An 18,259-nucleotide genomic window follows, 5' to 3' on the forward strand; every position below is an offset into this window, starting at 1 on the left:
GTTTTGCTATTCGTGAAGGTGGTCGTACTGTTGGTGCCGGTATCGTCTCTAAGATCATTGAATAAATAATGCTTGTTAAAGGGGTGTTAAAAGTGTTTTAGTTTTGAGAGTTAGGGGTATAGCTCAGTTGGTAGAGCGGCGGTCTCCAAAACCGCAGGTCGCGGGTTCAAGTCCTGCTGCCCCTGCCAAAGGGGGGGATTTTACATATAAGGGAGTGGATTTTGCTGCCTTTTTCGCTTTTTTTGATATGGGGCTTGTTTTTTTGTGTGTGAAACGGTATTGAATAGAAAGTAAGGAAATTGCATAAGTCTGAAAGTTGGCTTTTGCATTTTTTCCTGTTTATTTTGTTCTATAAAACACAATAGGACTAGAGAGAGTATAGTGTGACGATGGCATCTAAAACCAATCCGATTACCTTTTTGAAGCAGGTTTATGCAGAAACAATTAAAGTGAAATGGCCTACACGTCGTGAGACGGTTATTTCTACTATTATGGTTTTGTTGGTAACTGCATTGGCTTCAGCTTTCTTTTTTATTGTGGATCAGGTTATGCATTTTGGTGTTTGGCGGGTTATTGATCTTCTGAAATATCTTTTTAGTTGAGAATGTAAGGAAGTGTGACTGTGGCAGCTCGTTGGTATATTGTTCAGGCATATTCAAATTTTGAAAAGAAAGTAGCGGAAGCTATTGATAAGGAGGCAAAGCAAAAGGGACTTGATCATCTTTTTGAAAAGATTTTTGTTCCAACAGAGCGTGTTGTAGAGGTTCGTCGTGGACGCAAAGTTGATACTGAGCGAAAGTTTTTTCCTGGTTATGTTCTTGTTCGTGCTGAGTTAACAGATGAAGTTTATCATCTTATTAAGAATACGCCTAAAGTGACAGGTTTTTTAGGGTCGGATGCGCGTCCTGTTCCTATTTCTGATCGAGAGGTTGAGCAAATTCTCAAACAAGTTCAGGAAAGGGTTGAGTCTCCAAAGTCCTCTGTATTGTTTGAGGTTGGAGAGCAAGTTCGCGTTGCTGATGGTCCTTTTGTTTCGTTTAATGGAATTGTTCAAGAGGTTGAAGAAGAGCGCTCTCGTCTTAAGGTTGAAGTGCTTATTTTTGGGCGTCCTACGCCTGTTGATTTGGAATTTGGTCAGGTTGAAAAACTCTGATTAAACTTAGAGTAGTTTTAATTACTTTAAGGAAGGAGTGGGAGGTGATTTATAGCTTTTGTCGGCTTAATGATCCGAACCACGTGACTGCAGCGGGTAACGGGCAAGGTGAATTGTCAGTATACCAGTGAAATTAAAGGCAGATTGTTATGGCAAAAAAAAGTATAGGTCAGCTTAAGTTGCAGGTTCCTGCAGGAGCTGCTACTCCATCTCCACCGATTGGTCCAGCTCTTGGGCAGCGTGGTATTAATATCATGGAGTTTTGTAAGGCGTTTAATGCAGCTACACAAGAAATGGAAAAGGGAGCGCCGATTCCAGTTGTTATTACGTATTATCAAGATAAGTCTTTCACCTTTTCTCTCAAGACGCCTCCTGTATCATTCTTTTTAAAGAAGGAAGCAAACCTGAAATCTGGCTCAAAAGAGCCTGGTAAAGTGTCTGTAGGAAGCATTTCTCGCGATAAAATTCGTTCGATTGCGGAATCAAAGATGAAAGATCTTAATGCGAATGACATTGAGGCAGCAATGCGTATGGTTGAAGGTTCTGCTCGCTCGATGGGCTTGGAAGTGGTGGGCTAATATTATGGCAAAAGTAGCAAAAAGAATAAAAAATATCCGAAAAGATATTGATTTTAATGAACTTTACGCTTTAAAAGATGCCGTTTCAATGGTTAAGGAGCGTGCTGTTGCTAAGTTTGATGAAACAATCGAAATTTCAATGAACTTGGGTGTTGATCCTCGTCATGCTGATCAAATGGTTCGAGGCGTTGCTCATTTGCCTAATGGGACAGGGAGAAATATTCGTGTTGCCGTTTTTGCTCGTGGGGATAAGGCTGAGGAAGCTAAGGCGGCAGGAGCTGATATTGTGGGTGCCGAAGATTTATTTGAAAGCGTTAATAGAGGGACTATAGACTTTGATCGTTGTATTGCAACGCCAGACATGATGCCTCTTGTTGGTCGTCTTGGTAAGATTCTTGGTCCACGGAGTTTGATGCCAAATCCGAAGGTTGGTACTGTAACACTTGATATCGCCGGTGCTGTCAAAGCTTCTAAAGGTGGTGCTGTTGAGTTTCGTGTGGAAAAAGCTGGTATTGTGCATGCTGGTATTGGTAAGGCTTCTTTTGGTGTTGAAAAAATCGTAGAAAATATAAAAGCCTTTGCAAGTGCAGTTATTAAAGCCAAACCGCAAGGTGCAAAAGGTGAATATATTAAACGCGTTGCTGTTTCGTCGACTATGGGAGTTGGTGTTAAAGTTGATCCAGCAACGGTTCGTTCAGAGTTAATGTAAGCTGATTTATGATTTTGTTTTTTGGGGTATGGGAATATCAAAATTGTATTTTAAAGTGCTGGTTTTGATCAGCATTTAGCTATCTAAGCTTTATAGGGCTTAGGTTGTGCCGGGAGAAATTCCGGAATATCCTGTCCGAGATTGTAGGTGATACTTTTAAGTATCTTAATCAAAAAAAACCTGCATGAGACTGGGGTAAAAACTGAGAGTTAAAAGACTTAAAGGGTTTGAGCCAAGGTTGCCTTTGAACGCTGTGCGTGAAAAAGGGGACAGGATCCTCATCGGTGACATGAAGTATTTTATGTTATCAAAGGTAACCAACAGGTTTGTTTTAAGTAAATCTGTTAAATGGAGAGAGACAGTGAATAGAGCGGAAAAACGCGAATTTGTTACATGGCTTAACGAGGCTTTTCGGAAGTCTGGTTCTGTTGTTGTTGCACATTATTCCGGTCTGACAGTTTCACAGATGAATGATCTGCGTTCGAAAATGGGTGAAGCTGGCGGTGCCGTTAAAGTCGCCAAAAACCGTCTTGCTAAAATCGCTCTTCAGGGCACGGAATCTGAATCGATAGTGGGTTTGTTTACTGGGCAAACACTTATTGCTTATTCAGAAGATCCAATCACAGCACCGAAAGTTGCTGTTGATTTTGCGAAAAGCAATGACAAATTTGTCATACTTGGCGGTTCAATGGGTGCAACAAGTTTAACTGTAGATGCTGTGAAGTCATTGGCTTCATTGCCTTCATTAAACGAGTTGCGTGCAAAACTTGTGGGTATGATTTCTACCCCTGCGACCCGTATTGCACAGGTTGTTAATGCCCCTGCTGGTCAGGTTGCACGTGTCATTGGAGCATATGCTCAGGAGGATAAGGCGGCTTAAGGCTGTTTGTATTCACGTTTATGGAAGAGCTTTAATGCTTTTCTGTTTTTTTGGATAAAATTTAATAATGGTTCAAATCTTTTAATTGAAGGAATTTAAAAATGGCTGATCTAGAGAAGATCGTAGAAGACCTTTCTAATCTAACCCTTTTGGAAGCCGCTGAGCTTTCTAAGTTACTTGAAGAAAAGTGGGGAGTTTCGGCTGCTGCTCCTGTAGCTGTCGCTGCTGTTGCTGGTGCTGCTGCTCCAGCTGCTGAAGAAAAAACAGAATTTGATGTTATTCTTGTTGAAGGTGGCGCACAAAAAATTAATGTTATTAAGGAAGTTCGTGCTCTTACTGGACTTGGTCTTAAAGAAGCTAAAGATCTGGTTGAAGGTGCACCTAAGCCTATTAAAGAGGCTGCTTCTAAAGAAGAAGCAGAAAAAATTAAATCTCAACTTGAAGCTGCTGGTGCTAAAGTGGAACTTAAGTAAATTTAATTTTATCGGCGGGCATTTATGTTCGCCGATTTCTTTCTCTTAATACAAAGAGGGAAAATAATGAGTAAAAAACCTTTTCCTAATGGTTTCGTAACAGGAATGGGATAGGTTTAGATTACTTACTCCTTCATCATAGAGTCAAAAAGATAAATGGCTTATGTTGGTGGGGAAAGTTAATGATGCTCATTATTGAGTGTCAAGTGAACTGGTCTGCATATGCAGGTTAATGATATAAGGCTTTCAAGGTTGGTCTACCTTGAAGAGTAAAGATCAAGGAGCGACGATGGCTCAGACTCACGCAATGATGTCTCAATTCAATGGTCGTAAGCGCGTACGCAAATTTTTTGGTAAGATTCCTGAAGTAGCAGAAATGCCGAATCTTATTGAGGTTCAAAAAGCGTCATACGATCAGTTTCTCATGGTTGAGGAACCGAAAGGTGGACGACCAGATGAAGGTTTGCAAGCTGTTTTTAAATCTGTTTTTCCTATTTCAGATTTTTCCGGTACAGCTATGCTTGAGTTTGTAGGTTATGAATTTGATTTACCAAAATTTGATGTTGAAGAGTGCCGTCAACGTGATTTAACTTATGCTGCCCCATTAAAGGTCATATTGCGTTTGATTGTTTTTGATGTTGATGAGGATACTGGCTCCAAAGATATCAAAGACATTAAAGAGCAAGGCGTTTATATGGGCGATATGCCTTTAATGACGACGAATGGTACCTTTGTTGTTAATGGTACGGAGCGTGTTATTGTTTCTCAGATGCATCGTTCTCCTGGTGTCTTTTTTGACCATGATAAAGGAAAGTCCCATTCATCAGGAAAGCTTCTTTTTGCTGCTCGTGTTATTCCGTATCGTGGTTCTTGGCTTGATATTGAGTTTGATGCTAAGGACATCGTTTATGCGCGTATTGATCGACGGCGCAAAATTCCTGTTACAAGTCTTTTGATGGCATTAGGTATGGATGCGTCAGATATTTTATCAACGTTTTATGATAAAGTGACTTATGAGCGTGATGGAGAAGGATGGCGAGTTCCTTATTCTGTTGATCGCTTTAAAGGAATGAAGCTCATTTCTGACCTTATAGATGCAGATAGTGGTGAAGTCGTTGCGGAGGCTGGTAAAAAATTAACAGTTCGTACTGCGAAGTCTTTGGCAGAAAAAGGACTCAAAGCGGTTAAAGTTAGTGAAGATGATTTATTAGGTTGTTATCTAGCCGAAGATATCGTCAATTACGAAACAGGTGAAATCTACCTTGAGGCTGGTGATGAAATTGACGAAAAAGTATTAAAAATTTTGCTTGATGTTAGTGCTGATCAAATCAATATTCTTGATATTGATCACATGAATATTGGCGCTTACATCCGCAATACTTTGAAGGTGGATAAAAATGAAAGTCGGCAGGATGCGTTATTTGATATTTACCGAGTAATGCGTCCAGGTGAGCCTCCAACAATTGATACAGCAGAAGCAATGTTCCATTCATTGTTTTTTGATCCAGAGCGTTATGATCTTTCTGCTGTTGGGCGTGTTAAGATGAATTTGCGTATGGATCTTGATTGTCCAGACACAGTTCGCATTTTACGCCAAGAGGATATTCTTGCTGTTGTTAAGATGTTGGTTGAATTGCGTGATGGACGTGGTGAAATTGATGATATTGATAATCTTGGCAACCGTCGCGTTCGTTCCGTTGGGGAGTTGATGGAAAATCAATATCGCATTGGTCTTCTTCGTATGGAGCGTGCGATAAAAGAGCGTATGTCATCGGTTGAAATTGATACAGTTATGCCACAGGATTTGATCAATGCAAAGCCTGCTGCAGCAGCAGTTCGTGAGTTTTTTGGGTCTTCACAATTGTCGCAGTTTATGGATCAAACCAATCCATTGTCGGAAATTACCCATAAGCGCCGTCTTTCTGCTCTTGGTCCAGGCGGTTTGACTCGTGAACGTGCGGGTTTTGAAGTCCGTGACGTACATCCTACGCATTATGGTCGTATTTGTCCGATTGAAACACCAGAAGGCCCCAATATTGGTCTAATCAACTCCTTAGCAACATTTGCGCGAGTTAACAAATATGGCTTTATTGAAAGTCCATATCGAAAAATTATTGATGGAAAAGTTACAAAAGAAGTTATTTATCTTTCAGCGATGGAAGAAGCAAAGCATTATGTCGCTCAGGCTAATTCTTCATTAGATAGCGAAGGTCGTTTTATAGAAGAGTTTGTTGTTTGCCGTCATGCTGGTGAAGTTTTAATGGCGCCGCGTGATCATGTTGATTTGATGGATGTTTCACCAAAACAGTTGGTTTCAGTTGCAGCAGCGCTTATTCCTTTTTTGGAAAATGATGATGCGAATCGTGCACTTATGGGATCGAACATGCAGCGTCAGGCAGTTCCTCTTGTACGCGCTGAAGCACCATTTGTTGGGACGGGAATGGAATCCATTGTTGCGCGCGATTCAGGAGCTGCTGTGAGTGCAAAACGTAGTGGTGTTGTTGATCAAGTTGATGCTACCCGTATTGTTATCCGTGCAACAGAAGATTTAGATCCTTCAAAATCAGGCGTTGATATTTACCGCTTACAGAAATTTCAGCGTTCTAATCAGTCCACTTGTATTAATCAGCGTCCTCTTGTAAATGTTGGTGATAGGGTAGAAAAAGGTGATATCATTGCAGATGGTCCATCCACGGATCTTGGTGATTTGGCTCTTGGGCGGAATGTTCTCGTAGCCTTTATGCCTTGGAATGGATACAATTATGAAGATTCTATTTTGTTATCCGAGCGCATTGTTGCTGATGATGTGTTTACTTCAATTCATATTGAGGAATTTGAAGTTGCGGCACGCGATACAAAACTTGGGCCTGAGGAAATTACGCGCGACATTCCTAATGTTGCGGAAGAAGCGTTAAGAAATCTTGATGAAGCTGGCATTATTTATATTGGTGCTGAAGTTCAACCGGGTGATATTTTAGTTGGAAAGATTACCCCAAAAGGTGAAAGTCCCATGACGCCGGAAGAAAAGCTTCTGCGTGCGATTTTTGGGGAAAAGGCATCCGATGTTCGTGATACTTCTATGCGTATGCCTCCTGGGACTTTTGGTACTGTTGTTGAAGTTCGCGTTTTTAATCGCCATGGCGTGGAAAAAGATGAACGTGCGATGGCAATTGAGCGTGAAGAAATTGAGCGTTTAGCAAAAGACCGTGATGATGAACAGTCTATTCTTGATCGCAATGTTTATTCGCGCCTCACCGATATGTTGACAGGTAAAGTTGCTGTAGAAGGTCCGAAAGGCTTTTCGGGCAGCAAAAAGCTTGATAGTACAGTGATGGGGCATTATCCACGATCCCAGTGGTGGCAATTTGCTGTTGAGGATGAAAAACTTCAAAATGAAATTGAAGCTTTGCGCAAGCAATATGATGAATCAAAGGAAGCATTACAACGTCGCTTTATGGATAAAGTTGAAAAGGTCCAAAGAGGTGATGAAATGCCTCCTGGAGTCATGAAAATGGTGAAGGTTTTTGTGGCTGTGAAGCGCAAAATCCAACCAGGTGATAAGATGGCGGGACGTCACGGAAATAAGGGTGTTGTTTCACGTATTCTTCCCGTAGAAGATATGCCATTTCTTGAAGATGGGACCCATGCTGATATCGTCTTGAATCCGCTTGGTGTGCCTAGTCGTATGAATGTTGGACAAATTCTTGAGACGCACCTTGGTTGGGCATGTGCGGGGATGGGCAAGAAGATTGGTGATTTGTTAGAGTTGTATCAAGAGACTGGGGATATATTGCCGCTGCGTCAGCGTATTGAAAATCTTATGCCTGATGATAATCATAATGAACCAGTCCGTCAGTATGATAATGAAAGCCTCTACAAATTGGCATTACAGATGAAAAAAGGGGTTTCAATTGCAACGCCTGTTTTTGATGGAGCACATGAGTCTGATATTAACATGATGCTGGAAGACGCAGGCTTAGATAGTTCAGGGCAGGTTACGCTTTATGATGGTCGTACTGGGGAGCCTTTTGATCGTCCAGTAACGGTGGGATATATTTACATGTTGAAATTGCATCACCTTGTTGATGATAAGATTCATGCACGTTCTATAGGTCCCTATTCACTTGTTACGCAGCAGCCATTAGGAGGTAAGGCACAGTTTGGTGGTCAGCGTTTTGGTGAAATGGAGGTATGGGCACTTGAAGCTTATGGAGCTGCATACACTTTGCAGGAGATGCTAACAGTAAAATCAGATGATGTGGCTGGGCGGACAAAAGTCTATGAGGCAATTGTGCGTGGTGATGATACATTTGAGGCAGGGATACCCGAAAGCTTTAATGTGTTGGTAAAAGAAATGCGCTCACTTGCTCTTAATGTGGAGCTAGATGATGCGCGTGAACTTATTGCACAGCGGGCATTGTCTGATACGGCAGAGTAATAATTCAAGGAGCGCACTAGAAAAAGGCTGCGCTCTTATTACTTTAAGAGGCTCAATAACCTTATTAAGGCTATACAGGTTGTTTTTAAAAGTAAATGTATTTTAAAGAAGATCTGTTATAAAATAAATGAGATATTACAACAGGTTCTAAGAATCTTTGAAGGAGAACAGCATGAACCACGAGGTCATGAATCTTTTCAATCCTCAAGCGCCAGCGCAGACATTTGACTCTATTCGTATTTCTATTGCGAGTCCTGAGAAAATTTTGTCCTGGTCGTATGGTGAGATTAAGAAGCCTGAGACTATTAATTATCGGACTTTTAAACCAGAACGTGATGGTCTTTTTTGTGCACGTATATTTGGCCCTATTAAGGACTATGAGTGTCTATGTGGCAAATATAAACGCATGAAGTATAAGGGCATTATTTGTGAAAAATGCGGTGTAGAGGTTACTCTTTCGCGCGTACGTCGTGAGCGTATGGGGCATATTGAACTTGCGGCACCTGTTGCACATATATGGTTTCTTAAATCATTACCAGGTCGTATTTCTACACTTTTAGATTTAACTTTAAAAGATATTGAGCGGGTTCTTTATTTTGAGAATTATATTGTAACCGAACCAGGATTGACATCTCTTAAGCTCCATCAGCTTCTTTCTGAAGAAGAATATATGCTTGCTATTGATGAGTTCGGAGAAGATCAATTTACAGCTATGATTGGCGCTGAAGCTATTTACGAGCTTTTAGCTAGTATGGAGTTAGATAAAATCGCTAATGATTTGCGTCTCGAATTAGCTGAAACAACTTCAGAGTTAAAGCAGAAAAAATTGATTAAACGACTTAAAATCGTTGAAAATTTTCTTGAATCTGGAAATAAGCCAGAGTGGATGATAATGAAAACAATTCCGGTTATTCCACCGGATTTGCGTCCATTGGTTCCGCTTGATGGTGGGCGTTTTGCGACATCAGATCTGAATGATCTTTATCGGCGTGTTATTAATCGTAATAACCGCTTGAAACGGCTGATTGAATTGCGTGCTCCTGGAATTATCGTGCGCAATGAAAAGCGTATGGTACAAGAAGCTGTTGATGCATTGTTTGATAATGGACGGCGTGGGCGTGTGATTACTGGAGCCAATAAACGTCCTCTCAAGTCTCTATCAGATATGTTGAAGGGCAAGCAAGGACGGTTTCGTCAGAACTTACTTGGGAAGCGAGTTGATTACTCGGGGCGTTCTGTTATCGTGACGGGTCCTGAATTAAAATTGCATCAATGTGGTCTTCCTAAAAAAATGGCTCTTGAATTATTTAAGCCTTTTATTTATGCGCGGCTTGATGCAAAAGGCTATTCATCAACGGTAAAGCAGGCAAAGAAGCTTGTTGAAAAAGAACATCCAGAAGTTTGGGATATCTTGGATGAGGTTATTCGTGAACACCCTGTTTTACTCAACCGTGCGCCAACATTGCACCGTTTGGGGATTCAGGCTTTTGAACCTATCTTAATTGAAGGCAAAGCTATTCAACTTCATCCACTGGTGTGTACTGCTTTTAATGCAGATTTTGATGGTGATCAGATGGCGGTTCACGTTCCGCTTTCTCTTGAAGCACAGCTTGAAGCCCGTGTTTTGATGATGTCCACCAATAATATTCTTCATCCGGCCAATGGTGCTCCCATTATTGTTCCCTCACAGGATATGGTTCTTGGTCTTTATTATCTTTCAATTGTTTCTGAAAAAGAACCAGGTGAAGGAATGGCCTTTTCTGATATAGGTGAGCTTCATTATGCCTTGGAAAATAAGGTTGTAACGCTTCATACGAAGATTAAAGGCCGTGTTAAGAATATTGGGAAGGATGGAAAAGAAGTTTCTAAACTTTATGATACGACACCTGGTCGTTTGATTATCGGTGAGCTTTTGCCAAGAAGTGCGGATATCTCATTTGATATTGTCAATCAAGAGATGACGAAAAAGAATATTTCTAAAATGATTGATCATGTTTATCGGCACTGTGGACAAAAAGAGACGGTTATTTTTTGTGACCGTATTATGCAGCTTGGCTTTTCTTATGCTTGTCGTGCAGGAATTTCATTCGGTAAGGATGATATGGTTATTCCTGATAGTAAGTCTCGTTTAGTTGCAGAAACAGAAGCTTTGGCTAAGGAGTACGAACAGCAATATAATGATGGTTTGATTACACAAGGTGAAAAATACAATAAGGTTGTAGATGCTTGGGGTAAATGTACAGATCGCGTTGCAGATGAAATGATGAAACGTATTCAAGCCGTCGATTTTGATCCTAAAACAGGTCGTCAACGGCCGATGAATTCGATCTATATGATGTCGCACTCTGGTGCTCGTGGTTCTGCTAACCAGATGAGACAATTGGCCGGTATGCGTGGATTAATGGCAAAACCATCGGGTGAAATTATTGAAACGCCCATTATTTCAAATTTTAAAGAAGGTCTAACTGTTAATGAGTACTTCAATTCCACGCATGGTGCACGTAAAGGACTTGCTGATACTGCGTTAAAGACGGCGAACTCTGGTTATTTAACACGGCGTCTTGTTGATGTTGCACAGGATGCTATTATTTCAGCAGTTGATTGTGGTACCGCAAAAGGGCTTACCATGCAGCCGATTGTTGATGCAGGACAAATTGTTGCCTCCATTGGGCAAAGAATTCTTGGTCGTACAGCGCTTGTTGATATTCTACATCCTGTCTCTGGAGAGGTTATCCTTGAAGGTGGAGCAATGATTGAGGAAGCTGATGTTGCGAAGATTGAAGCAGCTGGGATTCAATCTGTTCAAATTCGCTCTGCTTTAACATGTGAAACACGTCTTGGTGTTTGTGCAAAATGCTATGGTCGTGATTTGGCGCGTGGAACACCTGTTAATCAGGGAGAAGCCGTTGGTGTTATTGCTGCTCAATCCATTGGTGAGCCGGGAACACAGCTTACTATGCGTACTTTCCACTTAGGAGGAACTGCGCAGGTTGTTGATTCATCGTATTTAGAGGCATCTTATGAAGGTAAGGTGGAGATTCGTAATCGTAATGTGGTTCGTAACTCTGAAGGCCAATTGGTTGTTATGGGGCGTAATATGGCTATCCTTATCAAGGATGAGTTAGGAAAAGAGCGCGTTGTACATCGTGTTAGCTATGGTGCTCATATTTTTGTTGATGATGGTGATGTGGTTAAACGTGGCCAACGTATAGCAGAATGGGATCCTTATACACGTCCAATTTTAACGGAAGTTGAAGGTTATGTGGGTTTTGAAGATATGATTGATGGTTTATCTGTCACTGAAACAGCTGATGAATCTACGGGTATTACGAAGCGTTTAGTGATTGATTGGCGCGCTAATCCACGTGGTGCGGATCTTAAACCAGCCATTATTATTCACACAGATAAAGAAGGTGAATCCATTGCTAAATTGTATAAGGGAGGTGAAGCCCGTTATATGATGTCAGTGGAAACTATTCTTTCTGTTGAGCTTGGTGCTCATGTTAAGGCTGGTGATGTTATTGCTCGCTTGCCAATGGAAAGTGCCAAGACGAAAGATATTACGGGTGGTTTACCACGTGTGGCTGAGCTTTTTGAAGCGCGTCGTCCAAAGGATCATGCGATTATTGCTGAAGTAAGTGGCACGATTCGATTCGGCCGTGGTTATAAGAATAAACGTCGTATCATTATTGAACCAAATGATGAAACTCTTGAGGCAGTAGAATATTTGATTCCAAAAGGTAAGTTGTTTCACTTCCAAGAAGGCGATCAAATTGAAAAGGGAGATTATATCCTTGATGGTAATCCAGCACCTCATGATATCTTGGCGATTAAGGGGGTTGAAGCTTTGGCATCTTATCTTGTTAATGAGATTCAGGAGGTTTATCGTTTACAGGGAGTTCTTATTAATGATAAGCACATTGAAGTGATTGTTCGTCAAATGTTGCAAAAAGTTGAAATTACTGAATCTGGAGATTCTGGTTATATTCCAGGTGATAATGTTGATCGTATTGAACTTGATGAAATCAATGATAATTTGATTGCAGAAGGGAAGAAACCAGCATCTGGTAATCCCATTCTTCTTGGAATTACAAAAGCTTCTCTTCAAACGCCTTCTTTCATTTCGGCGGCATCGTTTCAGGAAACAACACGTGTTCTTACTGAAGCAGCAGTTTCTGGTAAAATTGATACTTTGCAAGGACTTAAAGAGAACGTTATTGTCGGTCGTCTTATTCCAGCAGGTACAGGCGGTACGATTTCTCAAATCCGTCGTATTGCTGCGGTTCGTGATGATTTGATTGTAGATGAGCAGCGTAAGTCTAGTAATAACGAAGTGGCTAAGGCTATGTTGACAAATATGACAACCGGGGCCGTTGCTGAATAATTTAAATACAACATCACATAATATAAAAACGTCTGAATAGAAAGTTCAGACGTTTTTTTATCTCAAAATGCAGAAGTTGCGTATTTTCTTGAAAATGTCAAAAATTATAAGGCGACAGTTATTTGGAACGTCTTTAGTAGCTTATTATTTTGTAATGATGTTTATCTTTTTTGTTACTTTATTTTAAAGTTTCTTAATTTCTAAAAGCAGTATAGAATTTTTCCAAAATATGTAAAACTCAAAAGCCATATTCAAGGAAAAGAGTTGATTATCTACAAATCAAATAATGATTGATTTTGAATTTTAGGAAAATTTTTGATTGATATCTTCTATAAAGATTTAAAAGGACTTATCATGAAAGGTCAATAGTCTTTTCTGTAATCTAAAAAATAATTGATTCTCTACTATACAATGCTTGTATGATAAGAATGTATTTTCTTATAAATTAGAATGCAGGAAAGTAGAGATTAGGGTGCTTACTAAGTTTTTTATAAAAAATAGACACATTTCTTATAACAATGTGATCTATGCAGACAGAATGATAAAATGTACGAATATTATTCAATTGGAAAATTAACACGTGAGTTTTCAATAACAGCTCGAACTTTGCGTTATTACGAAGAAGAGGGACTTCTTAGTCCTTTTCGGCGTGGAAGTACACGGCTTTATACACAAACGGATCGTCATAAGTTAAAGCAAATACTGCGTGCTAAAAGAGTTAAATTTTCGTTGTCTGAAATATCTGATATGTTGACAATAGTTGGAAAACCACCAGATGATGAGAAAAAGCTTAAGAAATTAATTGCAGGAATTCATAAAAAACGAGCTGATTTAAAGCAGATGCAGCATGATGTTGATGATCTTCTACAGGATTTAGAACGAATTGAGGAGAGTTTTTTTGAGAGCTTAGCGGAGTTGGGGGTTAGTCATTGATTATAAAATTTATTTTGTCTGCTTTTAGACAATTTTCTTTCTCTTAAAAGGGATAGGTTATACTATCTCTAAGGGGGATATTTAACACTGCGTGAAATGTGTAAGTCATTTAAAGAAATAGAGTGTTTGAAAAAGCTGCAAAGGTATTTTCGCAGTATATTGTCCTTGATAAGAAAAAATTATTTTTCATAAAGAAAGTAAAAACAATGACAGTTTCTCCTATGAGTGTTTTTCAATCTATTTTGTCACGAAAGTCAATTCGCGCTTTTACTGATCAGCCAGTTAGTTTGGAAACAATCAAAGAAATCTTAAAACTTGCAGCACGTGCACCATCTGGAACAAATATTCAGCCATGGCAAGTAATTGTGCTTACAGGAAGTGTATTACAGAAAGTAGGGCAAGAGCTTTCACAACTTGTGCTTTCAGGTGTAAAAGGAGAGCGTGAATATAGTTATTATCCACGTCAGTGGCGTGAGCCTTATATTTCAAGGCGTCGAAAAGTTGGTTTGGATCTTTATCAGAGTCTTGGAATTCAAAAAGGAGATAAAGAAAAAATACTTCATCAAAAGGCGCGAAATTTTTTATTTTTTGATGCACCTGTAGGACTCTTATTTACAATGGATCACGACATGGAAATGGGGAGTTGGCTTGATTTGGGTATGTTTATGCAGACCATTATGTTAGCTGCACGTGGATTTGGATTAGATACCTGTCCTCAAGCTGCTTTTGCTGATTATCATAAACAGATTCGTACGCTTTTATCTATTCCTTCTGATCGCCATATTATCTGTGGTATGGCACTTGGTTATCGCGATATGAGTGCTCCAGAAAACAAGTTTGAGACAGAACGAGAATCGTTAGAAAACTTTGTACGTTTCATTGAAACATACCCATAAAATATTTCATACAATTAAGCATACGTTTTGAAGAACTTAGTGCATTATGAAAAATATTCCCGATAAGATTTCTCATCCTTATTGAATTTTAATATTGCATATTAACACTTATTTTACTACGCTTGGAACATTAGGAGTGGTGACTCTAGGGGCATTGCCCGTTTTGAAGGTTGGCTAATGGAAAACACTATAGAAAGAAAGTGTTGGGTGGTAGCAAGACGAGCGACATTCGTGTTTATTGCTGTTATTTTTTTAGTTTATCTCGCAATTTGATTTTAAACGGGAGAAACGTTATGAAAAAGCATATATGCTCAAACTGTACTATAGTTTTGAGGTGATACGTGTTTCTATCTGTTTTTGAACTTTTTAAAATTGGGATTGGTCCTTCTAGCTCACATACGATGGGACCGATGACAGCTGCTAATATGTTTTTGCAAAAGATAGGAGATTTTTCTCAGTCGTCTGATATTCAAGTTTCTCGTATACGTGTTTATCTTTATGGTTCGTTAGCTTTCACGGGTATTGGTCATGCAACAGATAGGGCTATCATATTAGGACTTTTAGGAGAAAAAGCTTCTACTGTTGATCCTGATAGCATGGGGTTTCTGTTAGAAAAAGTTATACGTGAAAAAAAAGTGCAACCAGAAGGCCATCCCGCTTATCAGTTTGATGTGCAATGTGATCTTATTTTTGAACGAAAGCAAATCCTCCCTGGACATACAAATGGACTAGCCTTTGAAGGACTTAATACTGATGGGAATGTTCTGTTGCGGCAGATTTATTATTCTATCGGTGGTGGCTTTGTTGTGACTGAGGATGAATTAAGCCATATGAATGATAATATACAACCAGAAACATTTGAGGTACCATATCCATTCGATTCTGCTTGTACAATGTTATCAATGGCAGAAAAATCAGGACTTTCAATTGCTGAAATGAAGCGCTTAAATGAAGAAACAAAGATAGAGCGTTCTTCTCTTGATGTAGGGCTTGATGAAATTTTTTCAGCGATGACAAATTGCATTGATAGAGGTCTTTCACAAGAAGGTGAGTTGCCTGGTGGATTGCGTGTTCTAAGGCGTGCTAAAAAGCTGCATGAAACGCTTTTGGAAAATCAAAGGAAAAATCACAATTATCCACTTTGGGCAAATGATTGGCTTTCGGTATATGCTATAGCAGTCAATGAGGAAAATGCAGCAGGTGGTCGTGTTGTTACAGCACCAACAAATGGCGCAGCTGGTGTCGTTCCAGCCGTTTTGCGTTATTATCTTCAATTTAATGATGATTCAGATCGAGAGGGAATACATAATTTTCTATTAACGGCAGCAGCTATAGGCGGTGTTATCAAACATAATGCCTCTATTTCTGGTGCAGAAGTTGGGTGTCAAGGTGAAGTTGGAACGGCATCTTCAATGGCCGCAGCAGGGTTGACCGCAGCATTAGGTGGAACACCAGCTCAAATTGAAAATGCGGCAGAAATTGCGCTTGAACATCATTTGGGAATGACATGTGATCCTGTTGCAGGTCTTGTACAAGTTCCTTGTATTGAGCGTAATGCAATGGGAGCTGTTAAGGCGGTAACGGCTTCTTCTCTTGCATTATATGGTAATGGAGATCATTTTGTTTCTCTTGATGCTTGTATAGAAACAATGCGCCAGACTGGTCATGATATGAGTGAACGCTATAAAGAGACAAGTAAAGGTGGTCTTGCAGTCAATGCAATATCTTGTTAAGAGCTAGAACATTTTTCAATCCATAACTGGACGTTTTGGAGAAGAATCATATTTCCTGATAAAGCTTATGTTTTTTGTTCCTTATAAATCAAAACTCCAAATTAATTCAGCAGCATGCTTAAAATAAATTTGAGATGGCTCAGTGCTTTCTTAACGAATAGTAGCTGTTGATACAAGTTTGGAGAGAGCGTATTGTTGATATATGTTTGATTTGTCCTAAAATGGAAAAAATAAAAAAGCGTAAAGTAAAATTAGTGATCAATTTACCATTATTTTTTTAGCTGGGTTTTATGGTTTTAAAAAGTTTCCATAGCCATATCTTTTAAGTAATGGAAGATTATACCTGAGTATCCAAGGAAAATTTATTTTAAATCTGAATAATTATGATAAAGAGAGATTTTTAAAGATTTTAATTTTTTAAAAGTGAAGTTTTTTGCTACCTATATGGTAAAAAAATATCTTGAAAAGAAACACTAATTTACAACAATTAAAGATATATTGGGAATATCTTTTTTATTTATAAATTCTGTACCGACAAAAAAATTAAAATAAATAATAACGTATACATTAGGAAATATTTATAAAAATTTTCATGAGAATAGAATGCACACAATAGAACATTATCGTGTTACTTGTTCGTGAGTTCGTTTAAAAAATATCTCTTAATGCTCCTAAGCTCATTTCGCGATGGCACCCGTGAATGATATAATAACGGTAAATCCATTGAGCTGTCCCATCTTTATGCTTAATAAAAAGAGTACGCTGGGCATGATTGCACACTTTGCCAAGCCCCCCCGTACAGGGATCAAAGCCCTTAGCATTTGAAATGGTTCATTATAGGTATTTTGAGTATTTTGGGTACAGTTTTACGCCACACACTAATCTCGCCCATAACATGCAAGAGAACGGTTTTTATTAATTCAACATAAACAAGTTTCAAATGAGAGAATCTTACGATATTCGAGATTATCATCTAACATGCAAAATAATGAATTATCTTTATAAATCAGCATCTTGAATATGAGTAGTATAATGTAAGTCATTCCATGAATGGTATAAAATCTATAGAGTATTAGCATCTTTATTTATAAAGGGAGAAAACCAGCACTATCATCCTTTTTTCAACGTTCAATGTTACAAAAGATCCTCGTACTTGAAATAATTCATAAGGGATATTTGATTCCTTTTTTAAATAGTTTATATGCCAATCTTTCTCGTGATGAGCAGGCGGACGATTTTGACTGATTCAATATAAGAAGGAAAATAAGAGAATTTTACGAAAATCTCTTATTCAATATGCAAAAAATAAATTATAATTATAAATTAAAATCTTATGGAAATCGTTATCATAATATTTAATCTGATAATTTCTTTTACGTTTTTTCATCGGTAGTATTTTTATTTTCCAATTTGCTTTGTCTGTTGAAAGAAATGCAAGTAAGAGGAGTGAGATTATTTTTTACAGCGTTTATGTTGTCAGGGGAGCATTAGTAAGAGGGACTTTCTTTATTGAACGTTTAGAATAATTCCTAAAATGATAAGCTTTCATCCAATGAAGCTATTCATTTTTCCAAAAAGATATCAAGGATAATTTTTTATATTAAATCCAAAAGTGGAAAAATATTGGATGTTTTTTATGTTCTTAACAATGGTTTTATTGAAGGCTTGGAGATATTGGATAGTTGGAAAAGCTGTCAAAACAATTCCACAATTTAAGAAAAAAGTATGTTTATCAAAGGGTTTTCTAAGGCTATAGATAATGGTTAATAATAAAATAGTTTTTTAGAGATGGTCTGTAGAATTAAATATTTGTTGCTCCTAGACGGATTTTAATAGGCACATTACCAGTTTGGCTCGCAACGCGTAAATGAATACGTACAGGAGGCATTATGAGACGACGGTTGCGCATTGTTTGGCAAATGAGAAGGTTAACAAGAGATTGTGTATCTAATGCAGTCGAATTATATTTTAAACCAGTAAGTTTTGCAGCAGCATCGTGAAGAGAACGCAATGAAAGGAGGGATGATTGCTTCAATAAAATTTCTTTTTTATGGAATGAAGCAAAAGCATTATCTGTCATAA

General features: G+C 38.7%; 12 protein-coding genes, 1 tRNA gene and 1 pseudogene. 13 read left to right on the forward strand and 1 reads right to left on the reverse strand.

Annotated elements, in window-relative coordinates; translation table 11 throughout:
• From ACFILY_RS06720 to ACFILY_RS06780, 13 genes and pseudogenes are all read left to right on the forward strand, one after another.
• Positions 1 to 65: pseudogene (locus tag ACFILY_RS06720) on the forward strand (elongation factor Tu); the annotation flags it as partial.
• A gap of 47 nt (positions 66 to 112) precedes the next feature.
• Positions 113 to 188 (forward strand) — tRNA-Trp (locus ACFILY_RS06725).
• Positions 189 to 389: 201 nt separating this feature from the next.
• Positions 390 to 602 (forward strand): preprotein translocase subunit SecE, encoded by a 213-nt coding sequence (gene secE / locus ACFILY_RS06730; protein WP_273790652.1) that lies wholly within the window; start codon positions 390 to 392, stop codon positions 600 to 602.
• Positions 603 to 622: 20 nt separating this feature from the next.
• Positions 623 to 1,153 (forward strand): transcription termination/antitermination protein NusG, encoded by a 531-nt coding sequence (gene nusG, locus ACFILY_RS06735; RefSeq protein WP_273790740.1) that lies wholly within the window; start codon positions 623 to 625, stop codon positions 1,151 to 1,153.
• Between the two features lie 149 nt (positions 1,154 to 1,302).
• Positions 1,303 to 1,731: a 50S ribosomal protein L11 gene (gene rplK, locus ACFILY_RS06740; protein WP_273723157.1), complete on the forward strand. Its 429-nt coding sequence runs from the start codon at positions 1,303 to 1,305 to the stop codon at positions 1,729 to 1,731.
• 4 nt (positions 1,732 to 1,735) lie between these two features.
• Positions 1,736 to 2,440 (forward strand): 50S ribosomal protein L1, encoded by a 705-nt coding sequence (gene rplA / locus ACFILY_RS06745; protein WP_375631242.1) that lies wholly within the window; start codon positions 1,736 to 1,738, stop codon positions 2,438 to 2,440.
• A 361-nt stretch (positions 2,441 to 2,801) separates the two neighbouring features.
• Entirely contained in the window at positions 2,802 to 3,320 is a 519-nt protein-coding gene (rplJ, locus tag ACFILY_RS06750) for a 50S ribosomal protein L10 (RefSeq protein ID WP_012755027.1), read from the forward strand.
• Positions 3,321 to 3,421: 101 nt separating this feature from the next.
• Positions 3,422 to 3,793: a 50S ribosomal protein L7/L12 gene (gene rplL, locus ACFILY_RS06755; RefSeq protein WP_273790654.1), complete on the forward strand. Its 372-nt coding sequence runs from the start codon at positions 3,422 to 3,424 to the stop codon at positions 3,791 to 3,793.
• A 289-nt stretch (positions 3,794 to 4,082) separates the two neighbouring features.
• Positions 4,083 to 8,231, forward strand: a complete 4,149-nt coding sequence (rpoB, locus tag ACFILY_RS06760; RefSeq protein ID WP_273790655.1) for a DNA-directed RNA polymerase subunit beta — start codon at positions 4,083 to 4,085, stop codon at positions 8,229 to 8,231.
• A 172-nt stretch (positions 8,232 to 8,403) separates the two neighbouring features.
• Positions 8,404 to 12,615: a DNA-directed RNA polymerase subunit beta' gene (gene rpoC / locus ACFILY_RS06765; protein ID WP_375637731.1), complete on the forward strand. Its 4,212-nt coding sequence runs from the start codon at positions 8,404 to 8,406 to the stop codon at positions 12,613 to 12,615.
• A 546-nt stretch (positions 12,616 to 13,161) separates the two neighbouring features.
• A complete protein-coding gene (locus tag ACFILY_RS06770) occupies positions 13,162 to 13,548 on the forward strand; it encodes a MerR family DNA-binding transcriptional regulator (RefSeq protein ID WP_375631240.1) in 387 nt (128 codons plus the stop codon).
• Between the two features lie 206 nt (positions 13,549 to 13,754).
• Entirely contained in the window at positions 13,755 to 14,444 is a 690-nt protein-coding gene (locus tag ACFILY_RS06775; protein ID WP_375631245.1) for a nitroreductase, read from the forward strand.
• Positions 14,445 to 14,785: 341 nt separating this feature from the next.
• Entirely contained in the window at positions 14,786 to 16,177 is a 1,392-nt protein-coding gene (locus ACFILY_RS06780) for an L-serine ammonia-lyase (protein ID WP_375637730.1), read from the forward strand.
• Positions 16,178 to 17,978: 1,801 nt separating this feature from the next.
• Here ACFILY_RS06780 and ACFILY_RS06785 read toward each other — a convergent pair.
• Positions 17,979 to 18,257: a hypothetical protein gene (locus ACFILY_RS06785; protein ID WP_273790659.1), complete on the reverse strand. Its 279-nt coding sequence runs from the start codon at positions 18,255 to 18,257 to the stop codon at positions 17,979 to 17,981.
• Positions 18,258 to 18,259: the final 2 nt, after the last annotated feature.

Origin of the sequence: Bartonella sp. CL25QHWL, from assembly GCF_042195335.1 — a bacterium.
GTDB lineage: Bacteria > Pseudomonadota > Alphaproteobacteria > Rhizobiales > Rhizobiaceae > Bartonella.